At 65.9% G+C, this 24831-nt stretch carries 18 protein-coding genes and 1 tRNA gene; 14 read left to right on the forward strand and 5 right to left on the reverse strand.

Annotated elements, in window-relative coordinates; translation table 11 throughout:
- Positions 1-146: 146 nt before the first annotated feature.
- Positions 147-839 (forward strand): DUF1963 domain-containing protein, encoded by a 693-nt coding sequence (locus KOR34_RS09530; RefSeq protein ID WP_146564347.1) that lies wholly within the window; start codon positions 147-149, stop codon positions 837-839.
- Between the two features lie 99 nt (positions 840-938).
- Entirely contained in the window at positions 939-1124 is a 186-nt protein-coding gene (locus tag KOR34_RS09535; RefSeq protein WP_146564349.1) for a hypothetical protein, read from the forward strand.
- An 85-nt stretch (positions 1125-1209) separates the two neighbouring features.
- Here the strand turns inward: KOR34_RS09535 and rtcR are convergent, their stop codons facing one another.
- Positions 1210-2799, reverse strand: a complete 1590-nt coding sequence (gene rtcR / locus KOR34_RS09540) for an RNA repair transcriptional activator RtcR (RefSeq protein WP_146564351.1) — start codon at positions 2797-2799, stop codon at positions 1210-1212.
- Positions 2800-3031: 232 nt separating this feature from the next.
- On the opposite strand from rtcR, the gene KOR34_RS09545 reads away from it, so the two are divergent.
- From KOR34_RS09545 to KOR34_RS09570, 6 genes are all read left to right on the forward strand, one after another.
- A complete protein-coding gene (locus tag KOR34_RS09545; RefSeq protein ID WP_146564354.1) occupies positions 3032-4609 on the forward strand; it encodes a TROVE domain-containing protein in 1578 nt (525 codons plus the stop codon).
- Positions 4610-5348: 739 nt separating this feature from the next.
- The gene (locus KOR34_RS09550) at positions 5349-6854 is read left to right on the forward strand and encodes an RtcB family protein (RefSeq protein ID WP_146564356.1); all 1506 of its coding nucleotides are present in this window, start codon (positions 5349-5351) and stop codon (positions 6852-6854) included.
- Positions 6855-6903: 49 nt separating this feature from the next.
- Positions 6904-7923, forward strand: a complete 1020-nt coding sequence (gene rtcA, locus KOR34_RS09555; RefSeq protein WP_228714657.1) for an RNA 3'-terminal phosphate cyclase — start codon at positions 6904-6906, stop codon at positions 7921-7923.
- A 199-nt stretch (positions 7924-8122) separates the two neighbouring features.
- Positions 8123-9262, forward strand: coding sequence for a sensor histidine kinase (locus KOR34_RS09560; protein WP_146564360.1), 1140 nt, complete (start codon positions 8123-8125; stop codon positions 9260-9262).
- Complete coding sequence (locus KOR34_RS09565; RefSeq protein WP_146564362.1) at positions 9249-10223, forward strand: hypothetical protein; 975 nt, start codon at positions 9249-9251, stop codon at positions 10221-10223. Before KOR34_RS09560 ends, KOR34_RS09565 begins: the two co-directional genes overlap by 14 nt.
- Before the next feature lies 1 nt (position 10224).
- A complete protein-coding gene (locus tag KOR34_RS09570; protein ID WP_146564364.1) occupies positions 10225-13887 on the forward strand; it encodes a hybrid sensor histidine kinase/response regulator in 3663 nt (1220 codons plus the stop codon).
- Between the two features lie 8 nt (positions 13888-13895).
- On the opposite strand, the gene KOR34_RS09575 is transcribed toward KOR34_RS09570, so the two are convergent.
- Positions 13896-14405, reverse strand: a complete 510-nt coding sequence (locus KOR34_RS09575; RefSeq protein WP_146564366.1) for a response regulator — start codon at positions 14403-14405, stop codon at positions 13896-13898.
- A 68-nt stretch (positions 14406-14473) separates the two neighbouring features.
- Positions 14474-14974 carry a response regulator gene (locus KOR34_RS09580; protein WP_146564368.1) on the reverse strand — a complete coding sequence of 167 codons (501 nt, stop codon included), beginning with the start codon at positions 14972-14974 and terminating at the stop codon, positions 14474-14476.
- Between the two features lie 401 nt (positions 14975-15375).
- Here KOR34_RS09580 and KOR34_RS09585 point away from each other — a divergent pair, with 401 nt between their 5' ends.
- Together KOR34_RS09585 and KOR34_RS09590 are read left to right on the forward strand one after the other, a co-directional pair.
- Entirely contained in the window at positions 15376-17322 is a 1947-nt protein-coding gene (locus KOR34_RS09585) for an alpha-L-arabinofuranosidase C-terminal domain-containing protein (protein ID WP_197531285.1), read from the forward strand.
- A 133-nt stretch (positions 17323-17455) separates the two neighbouring features.
- Positions 17456-18475, forward strand: coding sequence for an alpha/beta hydrolase (locus KOR34_RS09590; RefSeq protein ID WP_228714560.1), 1020 nt, complete (start codon positions 17456-17458; stop codon positions 18473-18475).
- Between the two features lie 9 nt (positions 18476-18484).
- On the opposite strand, the gene KOR34_RS26590 is transcribed toward KOR34_RS09590, so the two are convergent.
- Positions 18485-18588, reverse strand: a tRNA-Arg gene (locus KOR34_RS26590).
- Between the two features lie 123 nt (positions 18589-18711).
- Here KOR34_RS26590 and KOR34_RS27475 point away from each other — a divergent pair.
- Together KOR34_RS27475 and KOR34_RS26595 are read left to right on the forward strand one after the other, a co-directional pair.
- Positions 18712-19056 carry an HNH endonuclease gene (locus tag KOR34_RS27475; RefSeq protein ID WP_146564370.1) on the forward strand — a complete coding sequence of 115 codons (345 nt, stop codon included), beginning with the start codon at positions 18712-18714 and terminating at the stop codon, positions 19054-19056.
- 206 nt (positions 19057-19262) lie between these two features.
- Complete coding sequence (locus KOR34_RS26595) at positions 19263-19562, forward strand: helix-turn-helix transcriptional regulator (RefSeq protein WP_197531286.1); 300 nt, start codon at positions 19263-19265, stop codon at positions 19560-19562.
- Here the strand turns inward: KOR34_RS26595 and KOR34_RS09605 are convergent.
- A complete protein-coding gene (locus tag KOR34_RS09605; protein WP_228714561.1) occupies positions 19559-21550 on the reverse strand; it encodes an Hsp70 family protein in 1992 nt (663 codons plus the stop codon). The genes KOR34_RS26595 and KOR34_RS09605 overlap by 4 nt on opposite strands.
- A gap of 118 nt (positions 21551-21668) precedes the next feature.
- Between KOR34_RS09605 and KOR34_RS09610 the strand changes: the two genes are divergently transcribed.
- Together KOR34_RS09610 and KOR34_RS09615 are read left to right on the forward strand one after the other, a co-directional pair.
- Complete coding sequence (locus tag KOR34_RS09610; protein WP_146564374.1) at positions 21669-23582, forward strand: hypothetical protein; 1914 nt, start codon at positions 21669-21671, stop codon at positions 23580-23582.
- 395 nt (positions 23583-23977) lie between these two features.
- Positions 23978-24802 carry a hypothetical protein gene (locus KOR34_RS09615; protein WP_146564376.1) on the forward strand — a complete coding sequence of 275 codons (825 nt, stop codon included), beginning with the start codon at positions 23978-23980 and terminating at the stop codon, positions 24800-24802.
- Positions 24803-24831 lie beyond the last annotated feature (29 nt).

A 24831-nucleotide genomic window follows, 5' to 3' on the forward strand; every position in this document is an offset into this window, starting at 1 on the left:
CCCGGCGCAGTTCGCGATCCATGCACCCACCGTGAGGAGGCCGTCGTAACTTGCGAAGTGTTGCGGGTAGTTCAAGTGCCAACGATACTGCTTGCCAGTTGCTGATCGAAATAGACGAGTCACTCCGTCCAATGTGTCCACCGACTATGGATCTTACAACGCTTCTCCGGCAGATAGGCCGCCCTTGCACGGCCTTCGACGTGGGTGGGTTTCGCCCGACGAACGACATCGAAGAGTCATGGCTGGGTCGGGTAACCCACTACGCGGCGGACGAAACGGCGCCGACAGACAAGCACGGGGAACCGATGCTCGAACTGGGGCAATTCTACCTACCAGTAATGCCGTTCGTCCCGGCTTCGCTCGCTGGGACGACGCTTCTGACAGCCTTCATCTCACCGAACCTCGAAGGCGACAGCGACCTCATGGACGGCTGCTGGGAGATCCGAGAATACCGCAGCCATGCAGGCCTCGTCCGTAGATCGTCTGAGAAGACAGCTACGGGGCTGAAGCCGCTCCCCCTACGCAGCTATCTTGTCGATGCCGACCACCCCGTCTGGGACGGCGGCGGCCTGACCGCGGAACAGGAGGACGCATTCATTGCGCTGGAGCGGGAAGGAGCGATTGCAGATTACTTCGACGTCACTTCCCACATCTACGGGCATAAGTTTGGCGGGTATCCTTCCTTCTGCCAGTCAGGCGTCGATCTTCATCCCTTTGAGTTCGTGTTTCAGGTGTCGTCAGACCCCAAGATTCAACTGAACGTGATCGACAACGGGAGCCTCACTTTCTGGCGCCACCCTGAGTTGGGAACTTGGAAGTTATACTACGACTTTTACTAGCGGCGTTGCACTTCCCGATCGGCCTGCCGCCGTGACAACGCGAACCCCCTTTGCGACTAGCAGTTCAAAACAACCCAACTACCGGAGAACAGCCCGCCCATGGGCAAGATCATCCGCCACGAGTTCACCGGCAGCATCCTCGGCTTCTGGCTGCTCTGTCTTACCATCGTGCTGATCCCCCTGGCCATCGTGTACCTGCTGCACGGCACCCTGCAGATTGTGCACGAGGTGGACGACCCCGAAGAATTCGTCGCGCAGTACCGGGCCCGGAAGCAGGCGATTTAGGCGAAATCCTGCCCAGCAGCGTGAGAGATGGTCCACACTATTAAGCGCGAGCGCTACACCGCGCCTGATGAGGGCGCCCGAGCCCCTACCCGCCGCTCACGTCCGTCCAGCTTAGGCCGTGGCGGGCGAGGAGCTTGCGGACGCGGTCGGTGTCGTTGGGGTTGGCCTTCGCCTGGCGTGAGACGGCGAACAGCCGGCGGCCCGCCTCCGACAGCGACTTCGACTGGCGGCACACACAGACCGCCTCGGCCAGGCCGGCCTGGTCGAAACGGTCGACCTGCGCGGCGTCTACCAGGCCGGCGAGCGTCGCCTCGATCGAGTCGGCAGCAGCGGGCACGCGCCACTGCGCAGCGAGCCGGCTAGACTCCTCGTCGACCAGATCCACGCCGATCCGCCCGCCGGCGGCCAGCGTGGCCATCCGCGTGACCGCCGCGTTGAGGTCGCGGAAGTTGGCCTTCCACAGCGCCGAGGGCGCCTCGGCGAAGCGGAGGAACCGCGCCCGGGCCTCCTTGTTTATCCGCACCACGCCGCCGGTGCTGGCGGCGAACTTCTGCAGCTCGTAGTCCAGGTTGGGCTCGATGTCCTCGCGCCGCTCGGCCAGGCCCGGCAGGCGGAACGTCCACAGGTTGATGCGGGCCAGCAGGTCCTCGCGGAAGCGGCCGTCGGCGACCTCCTGCGACAGGTCGCGGTTGGTGCCGGCGATCAGCTGGAAGTCGCTCTGGGCTTCTTGGTCGGCGCCGACCGGCAGGAACCGCTTCTCCTCGATCGCCCGCAGCAGCATCGCCTGCTCGTCGGGGCCGAGCTCGCCGATCTCGTCGAGGAACAGCATGCCGCCGTCGGCCGCGCGGATCAGGCCCTCCCGGGCGCCGGTCGCGCCGGTGAACGCGCCCTTCACATGCCCGAACAAAGCGGACATCGCCTGGTCGCCGCGGAGGGTGGCGCAGTTCACCTCGACGAAGCGATCGCTCAGGTGGCGGCGGGTCAGCTTCAGCTCGAAGATGCGGCGGGCGAGCTGGCTCTTGCCGGCGCCGGTGGGGCCGGTGATCAGCAGCGGCGCCGCGCTGTGGATGGCCACCCGCTCGATCTGTTCGATCAGCTTGTTGAAGCCGGCGTTGCGGGTTTCAATCCCGGACTTCAGGAACGACACGCCCTGCTGTTGCTCCAGCGCGAAGCGGGCGGCGAGCTGGTCGTACCGCGAGAGGTCCAGGTCGATGACCCGGTAGGTGCCGATGCCCGGCTTGTTCCGCTTCGGCGGCGACGCCTGCAGCAGCTTGCCCGGCAGCCGCCGCGACTCGGCCAGCAGGAATAGGCAGATCTGCTGCACGTGGCTGCCGGTGGTGATGTTGATCAGGTAGTCCTCGCCGTCCGGCTTGAACTGGTACGCGCCGACAAACTCGTGCAGCCGGCCGTACACCTCCTCCAGGTCCCACGGGTCGCGGAAGCCAACCTCGTGCAGGCGCACATCGGTCTCCGGCGAAACCGAGGCGATGTCCTTGGCCGTGAGCTCCGCCAGCGCCTTAAGTTTCGGCTCGTAAAGCAGCTCCAGCCGGTCGATCAACAGGTCCTCGTGCTGGCACAACGCGACCGTCGGCCGCCAGGAGTTCCAGCGGTCGCCGCTGTGGCCCCGATCGAGGCGAGTTCCCAGCAGTCCGAACACGACTTGCTTGCAGGGCATGAGCTGAATTGCTTCCCAGGAGATATGTCGCTATCCAGAAAGATAATTGTAGCAGATCAATCTGGGTGAGGACTCGGCCGAAAATGCCGCCAAAGAAATCTGTAAGGCGTACCTATCGAAGGATTTACGTCGATTCACGGGTGGTCTGATCAGGGATTGGCACATCCGGTGCTTAAGTGCCTCCCATCGAAACTGGCATGCAGAGCACTTGGCCAACCCTGAGGAGATGATCATGGCAAACAAGGCACTTTTTGGATCGGCCCGCGGCGGCTGGAGCGCGAAGGCCGACGCCCGCAACGAGGCGGGTGGGCTGGCCTACCAACGCACGGACAAGCAGGCGCTCGCCCAACTGGCCGCGACCGGCTGTCTTGGTGCGACGTTCTACGCGTCGGCCGACGAGCAGCTGGACCGCGTGCTGGAGCTGGCCCAGCGGGTCGAGCCCGAGTTCCTGGCCCGCCTGGCGATCTACGCGCGGCAGCAGGGGCACATGAAGGACACGCCGGCCGTGCTGTGTGCGGTGCTGTCGGTCCGCTCGCCGGGTCTGCTGGCCGAGGTGTTCGACCGCGTGATCGACAACCCGAAGATGCTCCGCAACTTCGTGCAGGTCATGCGATCGGGCGTGGTCGGCCGCCGCAGCCTCGGCTCGCTGCCGAAGCGGCTGGTGGTGCAGTGGCTCGACGCCCGGAGCGACGACCAGTTGTTCCGCGGATCGGTTGGCGCCGACCCGTCGCTGGCGGACGTGCTGCGGATGGTCCACCCGAAGCCGGCCACCGCGTCCCGCGAGGCGTTGTACGGCTACCTCATCGGCCGCGACCACAACCGCGAAGCGTTGCCGGAGTTGGTGCAGCACTACGAGAAGTTCAAGCGCAACACCAACCCGGGCAAGGTGGCGCCGCCCGACGTGCCGTTCCAGCTGCTGACCGCGCTGCCGCTGACCGAGAAGGACTGGGCGCAGATCGCCCGCAACGCCTCGTGGCAGATGACCCGCATGAACCTGAACACCTTGGCACGCCACGGCGTGTTCAAGGATCGGGAGCTGGCGGGCCAGCTGGCCAACCGGCTGCGGAACCCGCGGCTGGTCGAGAAGGCGCGGGTGTTCCCGTACCAGCTGATGGTCGCCTACGCCAACGCGGGCGAGGGCGTTCCGCACAGCGTGCGGGACGCGCTGCAGGATGCTATGGAGCTGGCGATCAAGAACGCCCCGCGTGTGGCGGGCAAGGTGTACGTCTGCCCGGACGTTTCGGGCTCGATGCACTGGCCGGCTACCGGGAGCCGTTTCGGCAGCTCGACCGCGGTCCGATGCCTGGACGTGGCGGCCCTGGTCGCGGCGACCGTGCTGCGGAAGAACCCGGAGGCGGAGGTCATCCCGTTCAAGGAGGACGTGGTGAAGCTGCGGCTGAACCCGCGTGACACCGTGATGACCAACGCCGAGAAGATCGCCCGCGTTTCGCCCGGCGGCACAAACTGCAGCGCCCCGCTGCGGGAGCTGAACTGCCGCCGCGCGGTGGGCGACCTGGTGGTCTTCGTCTCGGACAACGAGTCGTGGATCGACTCGCCCGAGTACGGTCGGTTCGGTGGAGGCCGAACCGAGACCATCAACCAGTGGTCCAAGTTCAAGGCCCGCAACCCGCGGGCGCGGATGGTCTGCATCGACATCCAGCCGCACGGCACGGTTCAGGCGCGGGAGCGCGAGGACGTGGTGAACGTGGGCGGGTTCAGCGACCAGGTGTTCGGGCTGCTGTCCACCGTGGCGGCGGGCCGGCACTCGGTGGACCACTGGGTCCGCGAGGTCGAACAGGTCCGCCTGTAGGCCAGCAACTGTTTTGTAACTGCGTACGGGGAGGCGGGCGCCGTCCGGGCCCGCCTCCCCCGGGAACGGAGAACACGAAGACAGAAGCGAACGGGCCGAATGCCGTCGGGATTACATCTCAACCATGTCGCGTCTCGGCAAACCTTGTCGGCCCATTTGAGACTTTGGTCAGCGAATGAACGGCGGGACTACATTGGTCCTGGGGGTTCGAATCCCCCTCCCGCGGCGCAAGCCGGGGGATGTCTCGCCAACCGGCTTGTCGCCTGGCCTTGCGAAACATCTTGATACACGCGACGAATGCGGGCGGAACTACATGGTTTCTGGAACCCGAGGTCGTGGGTTCGAATCCCACCGGCTCCACTGAGTTGCTAGCGGCTCGACTGGGCTGACGCCAAGATCTCGCTCGCTGGTGTGTTTCTAGCGGCTTGAATTGGCTAGCGCCATAATCTCGCTCGCTGGTGGTGTTGCTGGCGGCTCAACGTGGCCGACAGCAATCCTAGGGGGCCGTAGCTCAGTCTGGCAGAGCGCGTAACGCGTTTCGTCAATCCTTGTCGTCGCGTCCTTTTGCCTTTGATTTCTTAACTACAAATAGGAGACACTGCGGCGAATGCCGGAGGGACTACATCACCTTGATTGTCGCGGGTTCGATCCCCGCCAGCGGCCGCGTGCTGCTGTAGCTCAGTTGGTAGAGCGCCAAGCCTGCGTCTCTTCAATTCCTTGTCGCCGCGGTCTAATTGCCATGTCCAGCCAGACTATCGAAACGAAGCCGAACAACGGCATTATCGCCGACGGCGAGGCGACCGCTATCCTGCCGACCGGCGGGAAGCACAAGCCGATCACCGTCATCGGCACCGAGGCGATCCGGGGCACGTTCGACGAGCTCTGCCTGCAGCAGGCGATCAACTCGCGCACCGCGCCGGGCGTGACCGACCTGGTTCTCAACCCGGACGCGCACTGCGGGTACGGGGCGCCCGTGGGGTGCGTGATGGTCTCGCCGACGCACGTGTACCCGGGACCGGTGGGGGTCGATATCAAGTGCTCCATGAGCCTGCTGCAGACCAGCCTGCCGGCCGACGCGGTCATCGACAAGCCGACCCGCCGGGCGCTGATCAACGCCATCTGCGAGCGGACGCCGACCGGCGCCGGCCGCGGCCAGCGTAACGCGCCCAAGTCCCGCCGCGTCGATGAGGCGCTCGGACGCCGCGTGCTGGTGGAGGGCGCGTCGCGCGGCGTGTGCGAGGCGCTGGGCATCCCGCCGGAGTGGGCCGAGCGGTGCGAGGACTCGGCCCACGTGGGGCACGACGACTCGACCGCGTCGCTCGCGCTGCGGCTGGAGAAGCTGATGCCGCAGATGCACAACTTCGCCGGCAAGGTGACGCAGCTTGGCTCGTACGGCGGCGGCAACCACTTCGGCGAGTGCGAGGTGGTCGAGTTCGGCGAGGACGACCGCAGCCGCCGCGTGGCGGACGCGTTCGGCCTGATCGACGGCGGCGTGGCGTTCTTGTCGCACTGTGGCTCGCGCGGCATCGGACACCAGCTCGCTACCGGCCAGTTCAAGGCGTTGCAGCAAAAGTTCGACCGCTGGGACATCCCGCTGCCGGGCCAGGACCGCGAGCTGGTGTACGCGCCGCTCGGCACGCCCGAGGCCGACGCGTACCTGGACGACATGGCGCTGGGCGCGAACTTCGCCACCGTGAACCACCTCCTGATCAACGCGCTGGTGCTCGAGGCGTTCCAGGAGGTGATCCCGGGCGTGACCGGCCGGCTGGTGTACTTTATCAGCCACAACATCGCGCGGAAGGAGATCGTCGACAGCCGGCCGGCGTGGGTGCACCGCAAGGGCGCCACGCGGGCGATGCCGGCGGGCCACCACGCGTTGGCGGGCACGCCGTTCGCCGAAACCGGCCACCCGATCCTGCTGCCGGGCAACCCGCAGGCGGGGTCGGCGGTGATGGTGGCGGACCCGGGCGCCGAGCTGAGCTGCTACAGCGTCAACCACGGCGCGGGGCGTCAGCTGGGCCGCAAGGCGGCCAAGCGGGCGCTCGACCAGCGTGAGGTGGACGCGTCGTTCGACGCGGCCGACATCCTGTCAAACTGCCGTCAGTACCCGATCGACGAGGCGCCCGCCGCCTACAAGGATTTTGATGAGGTGCTGCGGTCCGTCAAAGCGGCAGGACTGGCCAGTGAAGTCGCGCGGCTGAAGGCGCGGTTTGTGATAAAGGACGGCGACAAGGCGGACGACTAGACCGTCTTGTAGCCACCAATCGGAGGAAAACCAGATCGAGATCACCACCATCAACGGCGCCCAGGGCGAGGGCGGGGGGCAGATCCTCCGCTCCTCGCTCACGCTTGCGCTGGTGACCGGCAAGCCGGTTCGGATCGAGAACATCCGTGCGGGCCGCGACAAACCGGGGCTGATGCGCCAGCACCTGACCGCGGTGCGCGCCGCGGCCGAGGTGGGCGACGCCCGCGTCGAGGGGGACGCGGTCGGCTCCACCGAGATCACCTTCACGCCGAATGGCGTCCGGCCCGGCCGGTACGAGTTCTCGGTGGGCACCGCCGGCAGCGGCACGCTGGTGCTGCAGACGGTGCTGCCGGCGTTGATGTTTGCCGATGGGCCGTCGGAGGTGGTGGTGGAGGGCGGCACGCACAACCAGTGGGCGCCGCCGTACGACTTCCTTGCGCAGGTCTACTTCCCGCTGCTCGGCCGGCTGGGCGCGAGGGTCACCGCGGGGCTCGAGCGGCACGGCTTCTACCCGGCGGGCGGCGGTCGGTTCAGCGTCGGCATCGAACCGGTGGCCGAAGCGTTGGGGCTGGAACTGCTGGAGCGGGGCGAGCTGCTTTGCCGCTCCGCGACCGCCATCGTGGCGAACCTGCCGAAGGTGATTGCCGATCGTGAGCTGCAGACAATCGCCAAGAAGCTGAACTGGCCGCCCGATTGCCTGCACACCTACGAGGCGAACGACTCGGCCGGGCCCGGCAACATCGTGATGATCGAGGTCAACCACGATGGCCTGCGCGAGCTGTTCACCGGCTTCGGCCGTCACGGCGCCCGCGCGGAACGCGTGGCGTCCGAGGCGGTCAACCAGGCCCGCAACTACCTGGCGTCGGACGCCCCGGTGGGCAAGCACCTGGCCGATCAGCTCCTCTTGCCGCTGGGGATCATCGCCTGGCGGCACGGCCTGGCCAGCCGGTTCCGCACGCTGCCGCTGACCCGGCACTCGGTGACGCACATCGAGATCCTCCGCACGCTGCTGGGCGTGCCGATCAGCGCGGAGCCGGACGGCGCCGCCCAGCTGGTCTCGGTCGGGTGACGTCGGCTGCGCCGGTTGCGCCGTGGGGAACGGAGCGGCGGCCGGGCCGCGTATCCGGCATCACCCGCAGGGCCTTCGGCGATCGACAAAGCCTCGCGTCGGCCAACGCCGGCCGCCGATCCCTAGCTCTCGCGGGTGAACCCGCAGCCGGCACGGACGCCCGGCAACCCAGCCACCCAACCGGCAGCGGGGCCCGTCCGTGGACCAGAAACGACTCATTCTGCTCATCATCGACGACAGTCTGGGGGACGCCAGGTTCCTCCTGTCGCTACTGACGCAGGCGCTCGGCGATAGCTTCGACGCGCTGCACGTCGAGTCCGCGGCCGATGCTCGCCACGAGATGACGCAGGGCCGCTTCGACTGCGTGTTCCTCGACTACCTGCTCGAGGGCGACAGCGGCCTGGAGGTGATCCGCGCAATCCGCGCCGCCGGGGACGACACGCCCATCATCGCGGTGTCCGGCAACGGGAGCGAGGAGGTTGCGGTCGAGGCGCTCAGCCTCGGCGCCCAGGACTACATGGTCAAGGCCGGCCTGACGCCGGCGGGCGTGAAGCGGTCGCTGACCAACGCGATCGAGAAGGTGCGGTTCAAGCGGCTGCTGGCCGAGCAGCGCCGCGACCTGGAGGACTTTGCCCACGTTGCTGCGCACGACCTGCGCGAGCCGCTGGCGGGCGTGATCCTGTTCGTCGAGTGGCTGCAGGACCGCTTCGCCGACCAGGCGGACGATCAGGCCCGCGGCGTATTCACCCGGGTGCTGGACGGCGCGGACAACATGTCCCGTCTGCTGGACGCGTTGCTCGAGTACGCCGAGGTAGGCCGCTCGCAGCAGCCGCTTGAGGCGGTGGGACTGGCCGAGGTCGTCGACGCGGCGACCGCCAACCTGCAGCGTCGCATCCAGCAGACCGGCGCGGTCATCGACGCGGACGGGCTCCCGACCGTGCTGGGCGACCGCTTCGGCCTGGTGCAGCTGCTGCAGAATCTGCTGGCCAACGCCATCAAGTTCAGCGGCGACGCCACGCCCGTGATCCGTATCGGCGCGCGCCCGGAGCAGGGACGCTGGCTGGTCTCGGTGGCGGACAACGGGATCGGCGTCGCGCCGGAGGACCACGACAAGATCTTCGCACCGTTCCGCCGGCTGCACCAGAAGTCGGAGTACGAGGGTTCCGGCATCGGCCTGGCTACCTGCAAGCGGATTATCGCGCAGCACGAGGGCGAGATCTGGGTCGAGTCGGAGCTTGGCGTAGGCACCACGTTCTGGTTTACCCTGCCGACGGTCGACGCGGCGGCGGCCGCCTCCAACAACGAGCAGCAGGCGGAGGCCCACTATGCGCTATCGTAGCGAGTTGCTGTTCGCGGCGGTGGCCGTGGCGTGCACGCTGGCGCCTGTGGGGGCGGCGGGCAGCGAGCGGATCGGCCTGGCCGACGACGACAGCCAGAGGATCTGGTCCAAGGTCGAGGCGATCGGCGCCGAGCTCGAGGCGCTGCGCTTCTACATGGGCAAACCGGTCAACAAGCAGCCGGCCCTCGACGTGAACGGCGCCGACGCGCGTGAGGTCTACTACCAGTTGGTCGCCACGTTCCGGAACGCCGAGCGGCTCTGCTTCCAGCACCTCCGCGAGCACTCGATCGCCCGCCGCCCAGAGGGGGCCGAGGTCACGGCCGCGGATTCATTGCGGATGGCGGACGCGGTGCTGTCGCTGCTCCGCAAGGTGCGCCGCCACCTCGGGGTCGAGGCGCCGAGCGGCGCGGGACTGCCGGAGAGCGAGCAAACCCCTAGCGACCTGTTCTGCGCCGTGGTGCAGGCCAACCGCCAGCTGAACCTGCTGCTGGATCAGCAGGTCGCGCCGAGCGACGTGTTCGAGCAGGTCACCCGCGCAGTGGGCTACACCGCTCGGCTGCTAGAGGTGTTCCCTGACGCGGTGACCATCCCAGCCGAACCCGAGTACGTGGTTGGCCGGCGGCCTGGGGACGTTTACCGGCGGCTGTTGGGCTGCCGAGAGATTGTGCGGGAGATCTCAGCGGGGGCGGGTCAGCCGCTGCTGGAGCTTCATGTCGAGGAGGCGGATATCGAGCAGGCGGCGCCGAGCGACGTCTACCACCTGGCGTCGCTCGTGCTGTCGGAGGTGTCGTACCTGCACTCACAGCACGGCGGGCTGCCCGAACCGCCCGCCGTGTACTACGTCGGGCGCAAGTTCCCGTCGGACGTCTACCAGCGGGTGGGCCTGCTGGAGCGGCAGCTCACCGAGCTCCGCGCACACGCCGGCCTGCAGCCCGATTGGTTGATGACGGGGGCGCGCTAAGATGGAGCCCGGCGAGCAGCAACCGCTGGCCGAAGCGCCGGCCGCGGCCGCTTCCCGGGGCGAGGGGAGCCTGCGGATCGAGCTCCGCCGCTCGCACCTCACGGTGGCGTCATTCGGGTTGTTGTCGCTGGTGGCCATGCTGTGGCTGGCCATGTGGCTCAACGCCGTGGTGTGGACCCTGGCCACCGAGACCGGCCCGACCCTCCGCGAGTCGATGCGGGCGCGGGCGGCGGTGCAGCGGTCGCTAGCGGCGCTCCGGGGATGGATCGTGCTGGGCGACCCCGAGCTCAAGGGCATCCGCCGTCGCGCGTGGACCGACGACATCGAACCCAGCCTGGCCGAGCTGCGCAAGTCGAGTTCGGAATGGCCGCGTCCCGGCCTGGGGGACAAGCTGGACGAGCTGCAGCGGGTGCTGGTGCGGCTGCGTGACGCGCAGTGGTGGATCGAGGAGCTTGCCCAGACGCCCGGCAACAACCCTGCCCGCTCGACGCTGACGCGCGAGGTGGAGCCGATTGCGCGGGTGGTGTTCCAGGCGGTCACCGATTGCATCAACCTGGAGAAGGGGCTGCCCGAGGCCGGCCGCAAGGAGATGCTCGCCGCGATGGCCGACATCCGCGGCTTCTTCAGCCTAAGCCGCAGCCTGCTGGCGGCGCGGATCGAGGGCGACGCGTCGGCCGAGAGCGCCGCGTTCTACGACGCGACCGGCCTGGTGAACCACCGGATCCGCTACTTGCACGGTGTCGCCGACCAGCTCACATCGACCCAGCAGGGCTTGCTGGGCGTGATCGCCAGCGAGGTCAGAGCCTACGAGAGCCTGGCGGCGCAGGCGTTGGCCGCCACAAGCGCTGAGGATTCCAACCTGGCCCAATCGCGGCTGGCCGACGACGCCATCCCCCTGGCCAACCGCGCGAGCGATCTGCTGGAGGAGATCACCGCCCAGATGAGCGCCAAGGTCGACGACCAGACGCGGCTGTTGTCGAACTACGCGTCGGCGGCGGTCGTGACCGCGACCACCCTGTTGATGTGCATGGGCTTGGTGGCGCTGGTGGTCTCGGACCGCCGCGCGAGGCGTCTCGCGCGGCCGATCGTCGACCTCTCTCTAGCCACGGAGCAGCTCGCCGGCGGCGAGCTGTCCGACGACCTGCCGGTGCAGACCGACGACGAGATCGGCCGGCTCACCGGCGCCTTCAACCAGATGCGGCGCACGCTCGTCGCGCGGGACGAGGCGCTTGCCGCCGCGGACCGGGACCAGCGGATCCTAGAGAGCCGCCTGCGGGCGACGGTCGAGTCCTCGCCCATCGCGATGGTCATGATCAACGACCAGGGCCTGATTGTGCTGGTCAACGCCGAGGCGGAGAGGATGTTCGGCTACTCACGCGACTCGCTCAAGGGCGAGCCGGTCGAGCTGCTCATGCCGGGGCGGTTCCACGCCTCGCACCGGCGACAGGTGCAGGGCTTCTTCAACCGACCCCGGTCGCAGCAGATGGGCGACGGCCGCGAGCTGCGCGGCGTCCGCAGCGATGGCCGCGAGTTCCCCATCGAGGTCGGGCTTAACCCGGTGATCACCGACGAGGGGATCCTCGTGCTCAGCGCCATCCTGGACATCACCGACCGCCGCAAGGCGGAGGACGCGTTGGTGAAGTCACGCGAGCAGGCTCTGCAGGCTTCCCGCGCCAAGTCGGAGTTTCTGGCCAACATGAGCCACGAGATCCGCACCCCGATGAACGCCGTCATCGGCCTAACCGAGCTGGTGCTGGGCTCTAACCTGGACGCCACGCAGCGCGACCATCTGGACACCGTGCTCTCCTCCGCCGACGCGCTGCTGGACATCATCAACGACATCCTTGACTTCTCCAAGATCGAGGCGGGCAAGCTCGAGCTCGAAGCAATCGACTTTGACGTCCGCAACCTGGTGGGCGACACGCTCAAGACGCTGTCGCTCCGTGCGCACGAACGCGGCGTCGAGGTTGCGTTCCGCGTCGACCCGGCGGTGCCCCAGACGCTGGTAGGCGACCCGACTCGCCTGCGGCAGGTGCTGGTCAACCTGGTCGGCAACAGCCTCAAGTTCACCGACAGCGGCCACATACGCATCGACGTCGCGCCGACCGGCCCGGTTGGCCCGGACGACGGGTCTGTGGAACTGCTGTTCGCGGTCGAGGACACCGGCATCGGGATCGCGGAGGAGAAGCTGTCGAGCATCTTCGACGCTTTCGAGCAGGCGGACTCCAGCTCCTCGCGGCGGCACGGCGGCACCGGACTGGGGCTGGCGATCTCCACGCGGATCGTGCGGCAGATGGGCGGCGAGATCTGGGCCGAGAGCGTGCTGGGCGCCGGCAGCACCTTCCGGTTCCGCGCCCCGTTCGGCGTCGGCACGTCCCCCCCCGCCCTGCCGACGCCGCTGGCCGGGAGCGAGCTCCGCGGCAGACGTGCGCTGCTGGTGGACGACAACGCCACCAACCGGTTGATCCTCACGGAAATGCTCGAAGGGTTCGGGCTGCGGGTGGCGGTCGCCGAGGACGGGCGGCACGCGCTCGAGTTCCTGGCGGCCGCGGACGGCGAAGGGGAGCCGTACTCAATCGTTCTGTCCGACGTGCAGATGCCGGGGATCAACGGCTTCCAGTTGGCCGCCCGCATCGACGAGGCAGAGCACACCCAGGGACTGCCGGTGATTCTGCTCGACTCGTCCGGCCGCGCCGCTGACGAGGCGAGTCAGGAGGCGTCATCCATCGCCGCACGCTTGAGCAAGCCGGTCAAGCAATCCGAGCTCCGCGACGCTATCCTGCGCGCACTCACGCCGGTGGCTGGGTTGGACGAACGGGCAAACGACCCCGCCGGACTGTCGGACGCGAGCGGCGATCAACCGCGGCGGCGCGACCTCAAGATCCTGCTGGCGGAGGACAGCCTGCCGAACCAGAAGCTGGCGTTGGCCTTGCTGCGGCGCGAGGGGCACGAGGTCGTGGTCGCCGAGAACGGCCGCGAGGCGGTTGACGTGAGCGCGGCGCAGCGGTTCGACCTGGTGTTGATGGACGTGCAGATGCCGGAGATGGACGGCTTCGCCGCGACCGCGGCGATACGCCTCCGCGAGCAGCAGGGGGCTGCGCGGCTGCCGATCGTGGCCATGACCGCGCACGCCCTGGCCGGCTACCGCGAGCGGTGCCTAGAGGCCGGCATGGACGAATACCTCGCCAAGCCGATCCGCGCCCACCAGCTGCTAGGCGTTATCGACAAGGTGGTCGGCGCTCAGCTGCCGACGGACGCGGCGCCTGTTGCCGTACAGGCCGAGCTGACCGACAACGGCGATCTTCCCTGGGACGAGTTGCTAGCGCAGGTTGGCGGCGATCGCGAGACCCTCCAAGAGATCGCGTCAGCCTACGCCGCCGAGATCCGGGCGACGATCGACGGTATCGCCGCCGCCGTAAGCAGCCGCGACGCCGGCGACTTAGACTCAGTCGGCCGGCACATACACAAGCTCAAGAACGCCCTGCGGTTCTTCCAGCGGCGCCAGATGGTGAGTGTGGCCGAGGAAGTAGAGTCGCTAGCCGAGGCGCCAAACCGCCGCGACTGCCGGACCGAGTTTGGGCGTCTGCGTCTGGACGCTCTAGCGTTAGCGGACGCAATCGACCTTTACTGCTCGGAGGGTTCGCGGGAGGCCGAGCCGGTGTAGCGATGGCGTCAGTCGATGGCCGCGCACTGCTCGAGCCGTGGCCGCAGGCACTCCCACAGCCGGCGCCAGTTGAACGGCTTGGTGAGGAACTCGTCCGCGCCAAGTCCACGCATCTGCCGCTCGATGCTCCCCTCCCGCCGCCCGGTAAGGCAGATCACCGGGATGTCGCGCGTGGCGGGCGTCTCTTTGAGACGCCGGAGCACGTAGTCGCCGTTGCCCTGCGGCAGCTCGTAGTCGAGCAGGATCGCCCGCGGCGCGTCCAGGAATGCCCGGCGGTAGCCGTCCGCGCCGGCGGCGACACGGACCAACTCGACGCCGACCTCGTCGAGGCGCAGCTTGAGCGCCAGCGCGACGTGGTCGTCGTCCTCGATGGACAGCACCCACGGCGCGTCGGACAGCGGGGCCTCGGTGGCGGGCGCGTCTTCGGTCAGGGCGCCCTCGTCCTCGACGCCTAGAATGCCGAACAACGCGTCCATCACGTCGGATTCACGGTCGGTGGCTTCTGGTGTGCGCAGCATCAGCCTGGTCTCCCGAAAAGAGTAACGCAATTAATCCGCCCGCCAGCGCGGGCGTCGGACCGCGGCCGTTACCGGTCGTCCCGTTCGCGGAGCTCAATGAATTCGCTGATCTGCCGGATCAGCTCTGTTGAGCGGACCGGTTTCGGCAGGAATGCGTTGACGCCGTCACGCAACAGCCGGCTGCGGATGGCGGGGTCCCTCATGCCGGAGAGCACGATAATCGGGGTCTGGGCGGTCGCCGTGTTCCGGCGGAGGTTCTCAACCAGGTAGCGGCCGTCGCCGTTGGGCATCGCGACGTCAGAGATGATCAGGTCGGGTCCCTGCCCCAACGCGTCGACGATCCCCTGCATCCCGTAGTACGAGTGCTCGACCGCTACGTCGTACCGACCCAGGGCCAGCTCGATGCTGGTGTGGATATCGGGGTCGTCGTCGATGCAGAGGACGCGGGGCGTGCGGGTCGCGGCGTGCTCGGTCGCGATGCGGGACATCTGGTAGTCTAGAAGCGTGGACATGGTGGGCGTCTCCTTCTCCAGCGGCGGCTGCCGCTTGGCGTGATGGTGCAGATTCACGGCTGGCTACGTTCAACGCGGCGGCGCCCCACGGCGGGGCAGGCGCCATTTCGGCTGGGTTTCATGGCAGCGGTCGGCTGCGGGTAAACACCCTGTCGTAACGTAGCTTGAAGGACTGGCCCGGCGTGGATTTGGCACGCCAGAGATGAAGATTCGCCACGGCTTGCTAGCCGGCGAACCGAGGCTATCTGCAACGTAGCTCACCGCAGGCGATGGGCAAGCCAATGCGGTGGAGTTTCTCACGCCGATCTTGACACGATGCCGCTCCAGGTTGGGATGCGTGAGGGCGCCCCCGCACAATCGTCAGGACCACACCACCACCGGCGTGTCGATTACAATGGCACGGAATCCGCGGGCGCCCCGCCTCGCCATGACTGACTACTCTCCTCTGGAACAGGCCCGTGACGCCCCGCTACCCCCTCTTGCTGCTTGCGCTCCTGACCATCCTCGCACCGGCCACTGCAAGCGGCCAGACGACCGCTGACGATGGTCCCGGCGTGGTTAGCGTCGACCTGGGGCAGGAGGGCAAGCCGATCAGCGCCGACCTGCACGGCATCTTCTTCGAGGACCTCAACTTCGCCGCCGACGGCGGGCTGTACGCGGAGTTGGTTGAGAACCGCTCGTTCGAGTTCTCCTCGGCCGACCGCCGCGGCTGGGACGCCCTGACCGGCTGGAAGCTTGTCGAGCGCGACGGCGGCCGAGGCGAGGTGGTGGTCGAGGCCAATCAGCCGCTGCACTCCAACAACCCCCACTACGCCGTGCTGGGTGTGGTGAACGGTGAGGGTGAGGTGGGCGTCGAGAACGGCGGCTACCATGGGCTGGCCGTGACCGAGGGCGACGCGTACGACTTCTCGGTCTTCGCGCGGCAGGTCGCCGGCGCCGGCGGCCCGCTGGTTGTTCTGCTCGAGTCGGCCGCTGGTGATGAACTCGCCCGACTCGAGCTGGCAGCGCCCAGCGGGGCCTGGACAAAACTTAGCGGCGAACTTGCCCCCAACGCCACGGTTGACGACGCGCGGCTGGTGGTCTTGTCGCGCGGGGTCGGCCGCGTCGCGCTGGACATGATCTCGCTCTTCCCCCGCGACACGTTTCATGGCCGGAAGAATGGACTGCGGAAGGACCTTGCCCAGGCGATCGCCGACCTCGAGCCCAAGTTCGTCCGCTTCCCGGGCGGTTGCCTGGTGCACGGCGACGGCCTCGACAACATGTACCGCTGGCAGGACACCATCGGCCCGGTGCACGAGCGCCGGTCACAGCGCAACATCTGGCGCTACCACCAGAGCCTGGGCCTGGGCTACTTCGAGTACTTCCAGTTCTGCGAGGACATCGGCGCCAAGCCCGTTCCGGTGGTGCCGGCCGGCGTCTGCTGCCAGAACGCCGGCGCCAGCGTCACCCGCAAGTGGGGGCAGGGGCAGCGTGGGATCCCGCTCGACGAGATGCCCGCCTATACCGAGGAGGTACTCGACCTGATCGAGTTCGCCAACGGCCCGGCCGACTCCCGGTGGGGCGCCAAGCGGGCCGCGATGGGACACCCCGAACCCTTCGGCCTGGAGTACCTGGGCGTGGGGAACGAGGACCACATCACGCCCGAGTTCGAGGAGCGGTTCCGCCAGATCCACGACGCCGTCACCGCCGCGCACCCGGAGATCGTTGTGATCGGCACGGTCGGCCCCGCGCCGGACGGCCCCGACTATGAGGAAGGCTGGCGGATCGCCAACCAGCTGAAGGTGGCCATGGTTGACGAGCACTACTACCGCCCGCCCAACTGGTTCCACGACAACCTCCAGCGGTACGACAGCTACGACCGCGCCCGGTCGGCGGTCTACCTGGGGGAGTACGCCGCCCACGACGACCGCCGCCGCCGGACTTTGCGGGCCGCGTTGGCCGAGGCGGCCTACCTGACGCACCTGGAACGCAACGCGGACATCGTGCGGCTGGCGTCGTACGCGCCGCTGCTGGGCAAGATCGGACACACCCAGTGGGACCCCAACCTGATCTACTTCACCAACCGCGAGGTCCGGCTGACCCCCAGCTACCATGTGCAGCGGATGTTCTCCAATACCAGCGGCGACATCTACCTGGCCTGCGAGTCCGAGCTCCCGTTGTCGGTGGTCCGTGACAGCGGGTCGGGCCAGGTATTCCTCAAGCTGGTCAACGCGACCGACGCCGACCGCCGGCTCTCACTGGAGCTTGCCGGGTGGGAGACCTTCGCCTCCGCCGCTCGCGTAAAGACGCTCGCTCCTGCCGCCGACGGCCCTCCCCTGCCCCGGGAATCAACGCTCGATCTCAGCGACGCGATCGACTACACCGCGCCGGCGTCGTCGCTGACGGTGATCGAATTGTCGAGGTAGTGATGCGGCGCCGCTTGGCACGCGCATTTCTTAGCGGCGTGGCATTGGTGCAGCGGCTATTGCGGGCCGGTATACTGTGAGACCGCGCACGGAACGCCGCGTGCGACCCCACTCCTCAAGTCGGCAGGCTCCCATGAACCGAATTACTGTGGCGTTGTGCTGTAGCGCAGTGATGCTGTTGCAAAGCGGCGACTGGTTGCAGACCGCCCAATCCCAAGAAGCAGCGCCCGCCAACAATGGTCGATCGGTAGAGTCTTCTGACCGGTCGGAACGGGCGCCGGCGCGTAGCGGGCGACGAGGACGGTTTGGCGGGCCAATCACGCTCGGCCCCGACGACAAGCCAGCCTTCGCCGACCCGCCCGCAGGATTCGACCAACCACGCGATGGGATCGCGCACGGCGAACTTCAGATGCGCGAGTACGACTCGACCAGCGTGGGCACGCGCCGCAAAGCGCTCGTCTACACGCCGCCGGGCTATTCAAAGGAAAAGACCTACCCCGTGCTGTACCTGCTGCACGGCATCGGCGGCGACGAAGAGGAGTGGCGCCGGGGCGGACGCCCCGAGGCGATCCTCGACAACCTAATCGCCGATAAGCAGGCCGAGTCGATGATTGTGGTCATGCCCAACGGCCGGGCCCAGAAGAACGATCGGGCCGAGGGCAATGTCATGGCCAGCGCGCCGGCGTTCGCCAAGTTTGAGCGGGATCTGCTGGACAACCTCATCCCCTTCATCGAGTCGGAGTACGCCGTGCAGGCGGACCGCGAGTCGCGCGCCCTGGCGGGGTTGTCGATGGGCGGCGGGCAGTCGCTGAACTTCGGGCTGGGCCACCTCGACACGTTCGCGTGGGTGGGCGGCTTTTCTTCGGCGCCAAACACGAAGCCCGCGGCCGAGCTGGTTCCCGATCCGCAGCAGACCTCCGGTCAGCTGCGGCTGCTGTACCTCTCGTGCGGCGACCGCGACGGCCTGATCCGCGTCAGCCAGAACGTGCACGCCTACCTAAAAGACCAGGGCGTGCCGCACGTCTGGCACGTCGACCACCACGGGCACGACTTCGACCACTGGAAGAAGGCGCTGTACCACTTCTCCCAGCTGGTCTTTCAAGACGACGCGCCGGGGAGCCCATCGGCCCGCTCGGCTGCCGCGGACCCCTAAGAACGGAAGCACGCCCGGCAGGACTCGAACCTGCAACCCCTGGTTCCGAAGACCAGGGGCGCAGAGTTGCAAGCTCTTGATACGCAGGGGCTTACGCCTCTCCTTCCGAACGGTTGCACCAATGGTTGCACCAGCGAGCCGGATCTAGACCGAATCGCTGCGGCGTTGTGTGCTGCGTTGGGGCATGGCGACCGGGTGCGGTTGGCGGCTCGGCTGCTGTAGGAGGGTGAAGTCTGATGGCTCTCTCGCCCCTCACCCGCTGCGGCCGTTGCCGGGTTCGTCGCACCCGCAACCGGCCGGCGGTGTGCGATAACTGCCGGGCCTCGCCGCGCCGTCAGAGTGAACGCCGCCCGTCGGCTGCGGCCCGTGGGTATGGGTGCCGCTGGCGTCGGTACCGGGCGGAGTTCCTCGCATCGCACCCGCTCTGCGTCTACTGCTCGAATCGCGGGCGGGTGGTTGCGGCGACGGTGGTCGACCATATCGAGCCGCACCGCGGAGACACGGTGAAGTTTTGGGCGGTCGAGAATCATCAGCCGCTCTGCGTTCGCTGCCACAATCGTAAATCGGGACAGGGGCAGTAGGGGGAGGGGGGGGCGGTTCGTTTCTACAGCCGATTCGAACGTAGACCGTTAGGGCAGTCGCACGCATTTTTTGGCAATATTCGGGGGAGGGGGGTATCGCCGGCATGGGCAGACACCGCAAGCCATTGTGGCGTCATCAGTTAGAGGGAACCTACCGCGCTGATCGCCATGGGTCGGCGCCTAGAACCGATGGGACATCCGTACGCATGAGCGAATCCACCGACCCGATTATCCACGAAGCGCTGGGCGCACAGCAGCGCATCCGCAGCGAGATCGCCGAGAATGGCGTTTATCCCGGCCTCGACTTCAACGCATTCGACCGACGCCTGCTGGTGAGCGCCGACTCGCTGGCATTCTGCCTCGATACCGACCGCTCGACGATCCGCCGCTGGGCGAAGCAGGGCGTGATGCCGGCGCCGCTTAAGGTAGGCGGTCGGGTGCTGTGGGATGCGGAGAGGGTTCGAGAGTGGATTGGGGAGGGGTGCCCCGGCTGCGACCCGGCCTAGGGGCCATTCGGTGGGCTCACTTCGTGCGCTGGGCTGTCGACTCCCGGTAATCGAAGGTTCAAGACGTTGGCCTCGGGGCGGACCACGCAAAGGACGTAGTAACCCAGCAAAAGACCAACCACAGCGGAAAGGACCGACATCGTGCCGTTCACGAGCAGGCTTGCAAACGGGTTGCTGCGCCTGCCACGTGTGCCCTTTGAGACCAATCTTGCCTTGGGGACTGTCGATGTCGCTCCCGCCCCTGAAGCCACCCGGTCCGCGCTCTCTTTCGCCGACTGCTTCAGCTTCGATGATGCCGCCTTGGGGGCGCCTTCGGGGTGAGCCGGTTCGAGCGACCGGTCTCTTTGTTTCGACGGTTTCGCTGGAGTGTACGCCCGATTGGTATCCGCCGCTGCGGCTGACTCTAGTTCGGGTTCGTCCATGATCGATAGGATAGCGTCGCTGAAATCGTTGAATCCGCCCGGTTGATTTACGACTTCCGACCAGCGAGAAAGCTGATTGCTGTTGAGCGTCTTCTCTCGCTTCAAATCAAGCTTTGCCGGCAATCCAGCCCCGGGGACGACGGCGTCGACACTAAGGCAGCCGTTGGCATCGTAGGAGTATTTGATGCGAACCTTGGCGCCAGCTGGCAGGCCCGGTGGGAGGTTCACGATTCTTGCTTTGCCGATTATCTGGTTGTGCTCAGGTGACGAGCTTTCGCCTTCGGTGACCTGGACTTCTACTGATTTTTGCCCTTCCACGCGGGTCACAAAATCGCGCTCTACGTCGGTGGGTAGAGGGTTGTTCTTCGGTATCAAATGAATGACTTCGCGGTGCAGCGTGTCGATGTCGACGCCCACAATGCCCAAGCTGTGCGACGCGACGTTAGTGATCGTGAGTTCTCTAGCCACGGTAGAGACACCCTGTTGCGAGAGCCGAGATTGTGCATAGATGGCGGCGCCACGGGCGACTGCTTCGTCTGGATCGATACAACTCTCTGGATCTAGTCGGCTCTCTTGTCTGAGCGACTCTCGAATGCACGGCATCCGCGTCGATCCACCGACGAGAATCAGGCGGTCAATGTCACCCCATGCCCAGCCGGCCGCGTTGAGGCATTGCCTAGTCGTAAACAATGTGCGATCGGTTAGATGCGCGGTTGCCTCTGCGAAGTCGTTGCGGGTTACTGTGATCTCTTGAGGGCCGGCGCTCCCATCGCAAACGTCAGTAGCAGTGGGCGATGAGGAGAGCGCATGCTTGAAGCGGTTTGCCATCTCCAACCAATACCGCTCATTGTTGGCGAGCGTCGTTTGATTGGCTGCTAACGCTTCCTCGTAGCGGTGTTGCAGAAGCTCGGCCAGGCACTCATCCCAATTGAGCCCACCGAGTTCGGTGTCGCCGTCGGTTGCTAGGGTTTTGATCTCCTGATTTCTAAGTTGGATGGCAGTAACGTCGAACGTACCGCCACCCAAGTCGTAGACGAGAACGTTAAGCGATTGGCAGGGAACGCCAGTCTTATCGAGGTAGCCGAGGTGTTCACCAAACGCCAGCACGGCGGCGGTGGGCTCATTAACGATGTCGACCACCTCAAGGCCGCTCATCTCTCCCGCGTTCTTGATTGCTTGGCGTCGGACCTCGTCGAAGTAGGCGGGGACGGTGATGACTGAGCTGAACGCCGGGCCGAGCTGGTTGGAAAGTGTGTTCTTGATGTCCTTTAGCAGGTAGCCAAGGACCACTTCGGCAGGCATCGGCTTGCCGTTGACCTCGCAGAGCCGATTGCTCCCCGCAAGGCGGCGTTTGGCGTTGGCAATGGTGGTCGTGCGAGGGTGAGAATCTGATTCGCCAGCCGGCAACCCTACCGTGACCTCATCTGGTGCGAAATGCACAAGGCTCGGTAGCAGCTTCTTGCCGGGTCGGCTTTCGACGATCTCCGTTCGGCCGGCTTCATTGATTCTGGCCGCGGCACAGAAAGTCGTGCCGAGATCGATCCCCACCGGGATTCGTAGGCTCATTGTGTACCGGGTGAAAGCTGGTTTGTGCGTCGCGGAATTGAACTTTTCGACCCGTCTAACTAGGATGCGGGTCGGCGTAGACAAGGTTTGATCTTCCCGCAGCGGGGCTGCCGTTGCAATGGCCGTGGACGGTGCTTCGATCAATTTCGACCCCTACTACAAGTGGCTCGGGATACCTGTCGACGAGCAGCCGTGCAACCACTACCGATTGCTCGGACTTCGTCTGTTCGAATCCGATGCGGAGGTCATCGCAGCGGCGGCCGATCGGCAGATGGCCTACTTGAGGTCATTCCAGGCCGGCAAGCACTCTCAGGACGCCCAGAAGCTACTGAGCGAGGTTTCAGCGGCGCGTCGTTGCTTGCTCGACGAATCACGCAGGGAACACTACGACCGAAGTCTGAAGCAGACTGCCGCTGCAGTGGCGGCGATCTCCGACCGCAGTTCTCCGGCTGTACAAACGGGGGCGGGCTCAGCACTCCCTACAGCCGAGCCTGACAACCCCTTCACGACTGTTGAAACTGGATCTCGGCGTAGTTCGGCGCACACGGGCAGGAAGAAGCGGAAGCGTCGCAGTCCAATTCTGGGATGGATCTCGCTATTCGTCCTGCTCGGGGGACTCTGCTTTGTCGCCTATGTATTGGCGCTGAACAGCGACATTTTGAAGGACTTGCTGAACGGACAGAGCCCGCTGGCGCAGCCGGTCGCGGATGTAGCGGACTCGCCCGCCCTCCCGGCGGCGACAGGTTCTGACGATGCTCGGCAACGGGAACCGCGTGAGACGAATCAGGGCACGCCCCCGGCAGGTTCCAATAGCCCTGGGCGCTCGGGTCTAGGGGCTGGACCGGCACATCGCTTCCCACCCCGTATGCCAAACGTACCGGACGCCGTGGCAGATGGGGGGGTGGGGCAGCAGCCACCCGCCGAACGACCGAGCGATAACGTCGGCGCCGCACCGCCAGCAATGAATGAGGGCGTTCCGAAGAGGGACCTGCGGGGCTTCGCGGAGAGGGGAAGAGGCGAGCAACCGCCGACCAGAGCTGATGGCGTCATACTCGACGTTCCTGCCGCCTTGAATACCGTGCGGCCCGTGTCGCTGCTCAAGCTAGACGGGCTGTCAGCTGGGAAGCTACCGCTCCGCCTCTACTCGTGTCGTGTGATGCGGGATACGCCCGCACTCGAACTGAAGCCCTCCGCCAAACCCGGTAGGTGGAGCATCATTGAAACTGACGAGCCGCAGCGCACGGTTGCTCATTTGGGGATGGTCGACATAGAACTGCAGTTCCTGTGGGCGAACGGAGTCACGGAAGAGCTTGCCGAACTCCTGCGTTCGTCTTTCTTGATTGTCGGCGAAGGAACCGACGCCCGAGGATACGGGTTCAACGCGCCGCAGCTGTTGCCGGCGGTAGAGGTGGATCTTGAGAAGCCGAAAACTACGGTCCAGTTAGATCTCTCCAAGATTTACCCGCCAGATGATATCCGGATGAGCGTGCTTTCCGTCGGAGTTCCTGGTCTTTGGGTTGAAGATCTTTCCGAACTTGCAGGTCTGGCGGACGGTGATACCGTGACCTTGACCCATGCTAAGCACCCTCATGTCTCGGTTGAATGCCAGTTCAAGGTGCGGGGCAAGAGCTGCGCATCCGAATTCTCGTTCCGCTATCAGATCCCTGGCGGGAGGGAGTTCGGTCTAACAGCCAGCCACGTTCGTCGCACGACCGCCGAGCTGCAGAACTCTCTACAACTCGCCAGTAAGGCTAGATCAGCGCTGCACAGCCTCCAAGACGACGCGGCGCGGATAACGCGGCTTATCAACCGAAACGCCAACAACGCCCATCTACGACCACAGCTGGTGATCCTAGAGAACCAGATCAAGACCGCTCAGGCTCTGGTTGCAAACGAAGAGGCGATGCGGGCGCATCTGCGGTTCATGCAGGATCTGGTGCCAATTGGCGAGGCGATTCAACGCGATGCGAGCGTCTCCTGTTTCTTCTACATCGATTCCAACGGCTGCCGGCTGCCGCTCACTGCGAGATAGCCGAGAACAGTCTTTGGTTCGCCTAGGTACTGTTGTGACCCTGCGCAGTGCCACTAGAGGGAACAGCCGACTGACCCAACTGTCTTTACTTGATAAATGAGCGTAGGTACTACCTGGCGAACGGTGGACACGGCTAGGAGAACAATCGGCAGAACTAAACCCGTATCCGTCGCTCCGCAGGTTGTAGTAGTAGAACCCCCTTAATCCTTGCGCCATATGTGGGCTGCATCCGATGGGCTCCGCCTGCATGGGGCGGGTGTGGTCGGCGAGGACCCGACCGGCTTGTCTTGTCGAATCCGCAGCTAGGCGCGGGGTCCGAGCAGTGGCTAGGATGGCCTTTGCGGTTTGTTGCATTACTGTGTCGATGCCTGCCCGACCCTTTCCAGACGCGATCTATGAAGCTCTCGATCTGTGTTGCTGTGGTCCTCTTCGCCGGTTGTCAGGCTTTGGCGCAGAGCACGTTTGTCGCGCAAGTTGAAGGCACCTTTGAGCTGCGAGAAGGCTCAGCGTCGGCTGTTGGCCGCGGACCGGTCGAAATAACTCTCACAACTAACTATAGCACTGTACTGTTCGAGTTCAGCTGGGATGTTGAGCTGTTGATGGCGGGTGCCCCCGAGGAAACCTTCGAGACGCGACTCTCGTCCGCCGGCAGAATGTACACGCCCGGAGCGGTGGACCTTTCATTCCCTGATGCGTTAGGCATTACCTACGCGCCTCAGTCTACTCTCAATTGGGAGAACGAGTTTTCAGTAACAGAGCGCGTGGTTAGTTTCGAGCAGACGCACGAGAGTACTCCGCAGACCGGCACAAGGGGTACTGCGGCGACGAGTTTAGGAGTATCGGCATATCCTGAATTCGTGGCGTTCAGAACGCAGCCCGATTCTTGGGCGCGGTACGTGAAGTCTATCGGCAAGCTCAACACTCAGAGCGGTTCGGAGATTGAGCTCTTGCTATCGTTCAATCCTAGCAATCTAGAAGTCGCTCTGACCGAACTTCTCCCCGGTGACTTTAACAGCGACTCGGCTGTGGACGGGGCAGACTATACGGTGTGGCGCGACGCGCCGGCGTTCCTGGCGCCCCTGCTGACTGACTACGGGGTGTGGCGTGACAACTACGGCGTGCGTGGTTCAGGCTCGGTGGCCGCCGCTCCCGAGCCGACCGCCGTCATATTGTTGGGGTGGACAATGCTCGCCGGCTGCCTGACGCAGCGCCGGTTCTGACCGAACCCCCGCGCTCTAGGTTCTTTTCG

Origin of the sequence: Posidoniimonas corsicana (genome assembly GCF_007859765.1) — a bacterium.
Lineage (GTDB): Bacteria > Planctomycetota > Planctomycetia > Pirellulales > Lacipirellulaceae > Posidoniimonas > Posidoniimonas corsicana.

Excerpts from the sequence above, each read along its gene's own strand:
- KOR34_RS09530 (WP_146564347.1), top strand. The coding sequence starts at position 147 with ATGGATCTTACAACGCTTCTCCGGCAGATAGGCCGCCCTTGCACGGCC.
- KOR34_RS09535 (WP_146564349.1), top strand. The coding sequence starts at position 939 with ATGGGCAAGATCATCCGCCACGAGTTCACCGGCAGCATCCTCGGCTTC.
- rtcR (WP_146564351.1), bottom strand. The coding sequence starts at position 2,799 with ATGCCCTGCAAGCAAGTCGTGTTCGGACTGCTGGGAACTCGCCTCGAT.
- KOR34_RS09545 (WP_146564354.1), top strand. The coding sequence starts at position 3,032 with ATGGCAAACAAGGCACTTTTTGGATCGGCCCGCGGCGGCTGGAGCGCG.
- KOR34_RS09550 (WP_146564356.1), top strand. The coding sequence starts at position 5,349 with ATGTCCAGCCAGACTATCGAAACGAAGCCGAACAACGGCATTATCGCC.
- KOR34_RS09565 (WP_146564362.1), top strand. The coding sequence starts at position 9,249 with ATGCGCTATCGTAGCGAGTTGCTGTTCGCGGCGGTGGCCGTGGCGTGC.
- KOR34_RS09570 (WP_146564364.1), top strand. The coding sequence starts at position 10,225 with ATGGAGCCCGGCGAGCAGCAACCGCTGGCCGAAGCGCCGGCCGCGGCC.
- KOR34_RS09575 (WP_146564366.1), bottom strand. The coding sequence starts at position 14,405 with ATGCTGCGCACACCAGAAGCCACCGACCGTGAATCCGACGTGATGGAC.
- KOR34_RS09590 (WP_228714560.1), top strand. The coding sequence starts at position 17,456 with ATGAACCGAATTACTGTGGCGTTGTGCTGTAGCGCAGTGATGCTGTTG.
- KOR34_RS27475 (WP_146564370.1), top strand. The coding sequence starts at position 18,712 with ATGGCTCTCTCGCCCCTCACCCGCTGCGGCCGTTGCCGGGTTCGTCGC.
- KOR34_RS26595 (WP_197531286.1), top strand. The coding sequence starts at position 19,263 with ATGAGCGAATCCACCGACCCGATTATCCACGAAGCGCTGGGCGCACAG.
- KOR34_RS09605 (WP_228714561.1), bottom strand. The coding sequence starts at position 21,550 with ATGAGCCTACGAATCCCGGTGGGGATCGATCTCGGCACGACTTTCTGT.
- KOR34_RS09610 (WP_146564374.1), top strand. The coding sequence starts at position 21,669 with ATGGCCGTGGACGGTGCTTCGATCAATTTCGACCCCTACTACAAGTGG.
- KOR34_RS09615 (WP_146564376.1), top strand. The coding sequence starts at position 23,978 with ATGAAGCTCTCGATCTGTGTTGCTGTGGTCCTCTTCGCCGGTTGTCAG.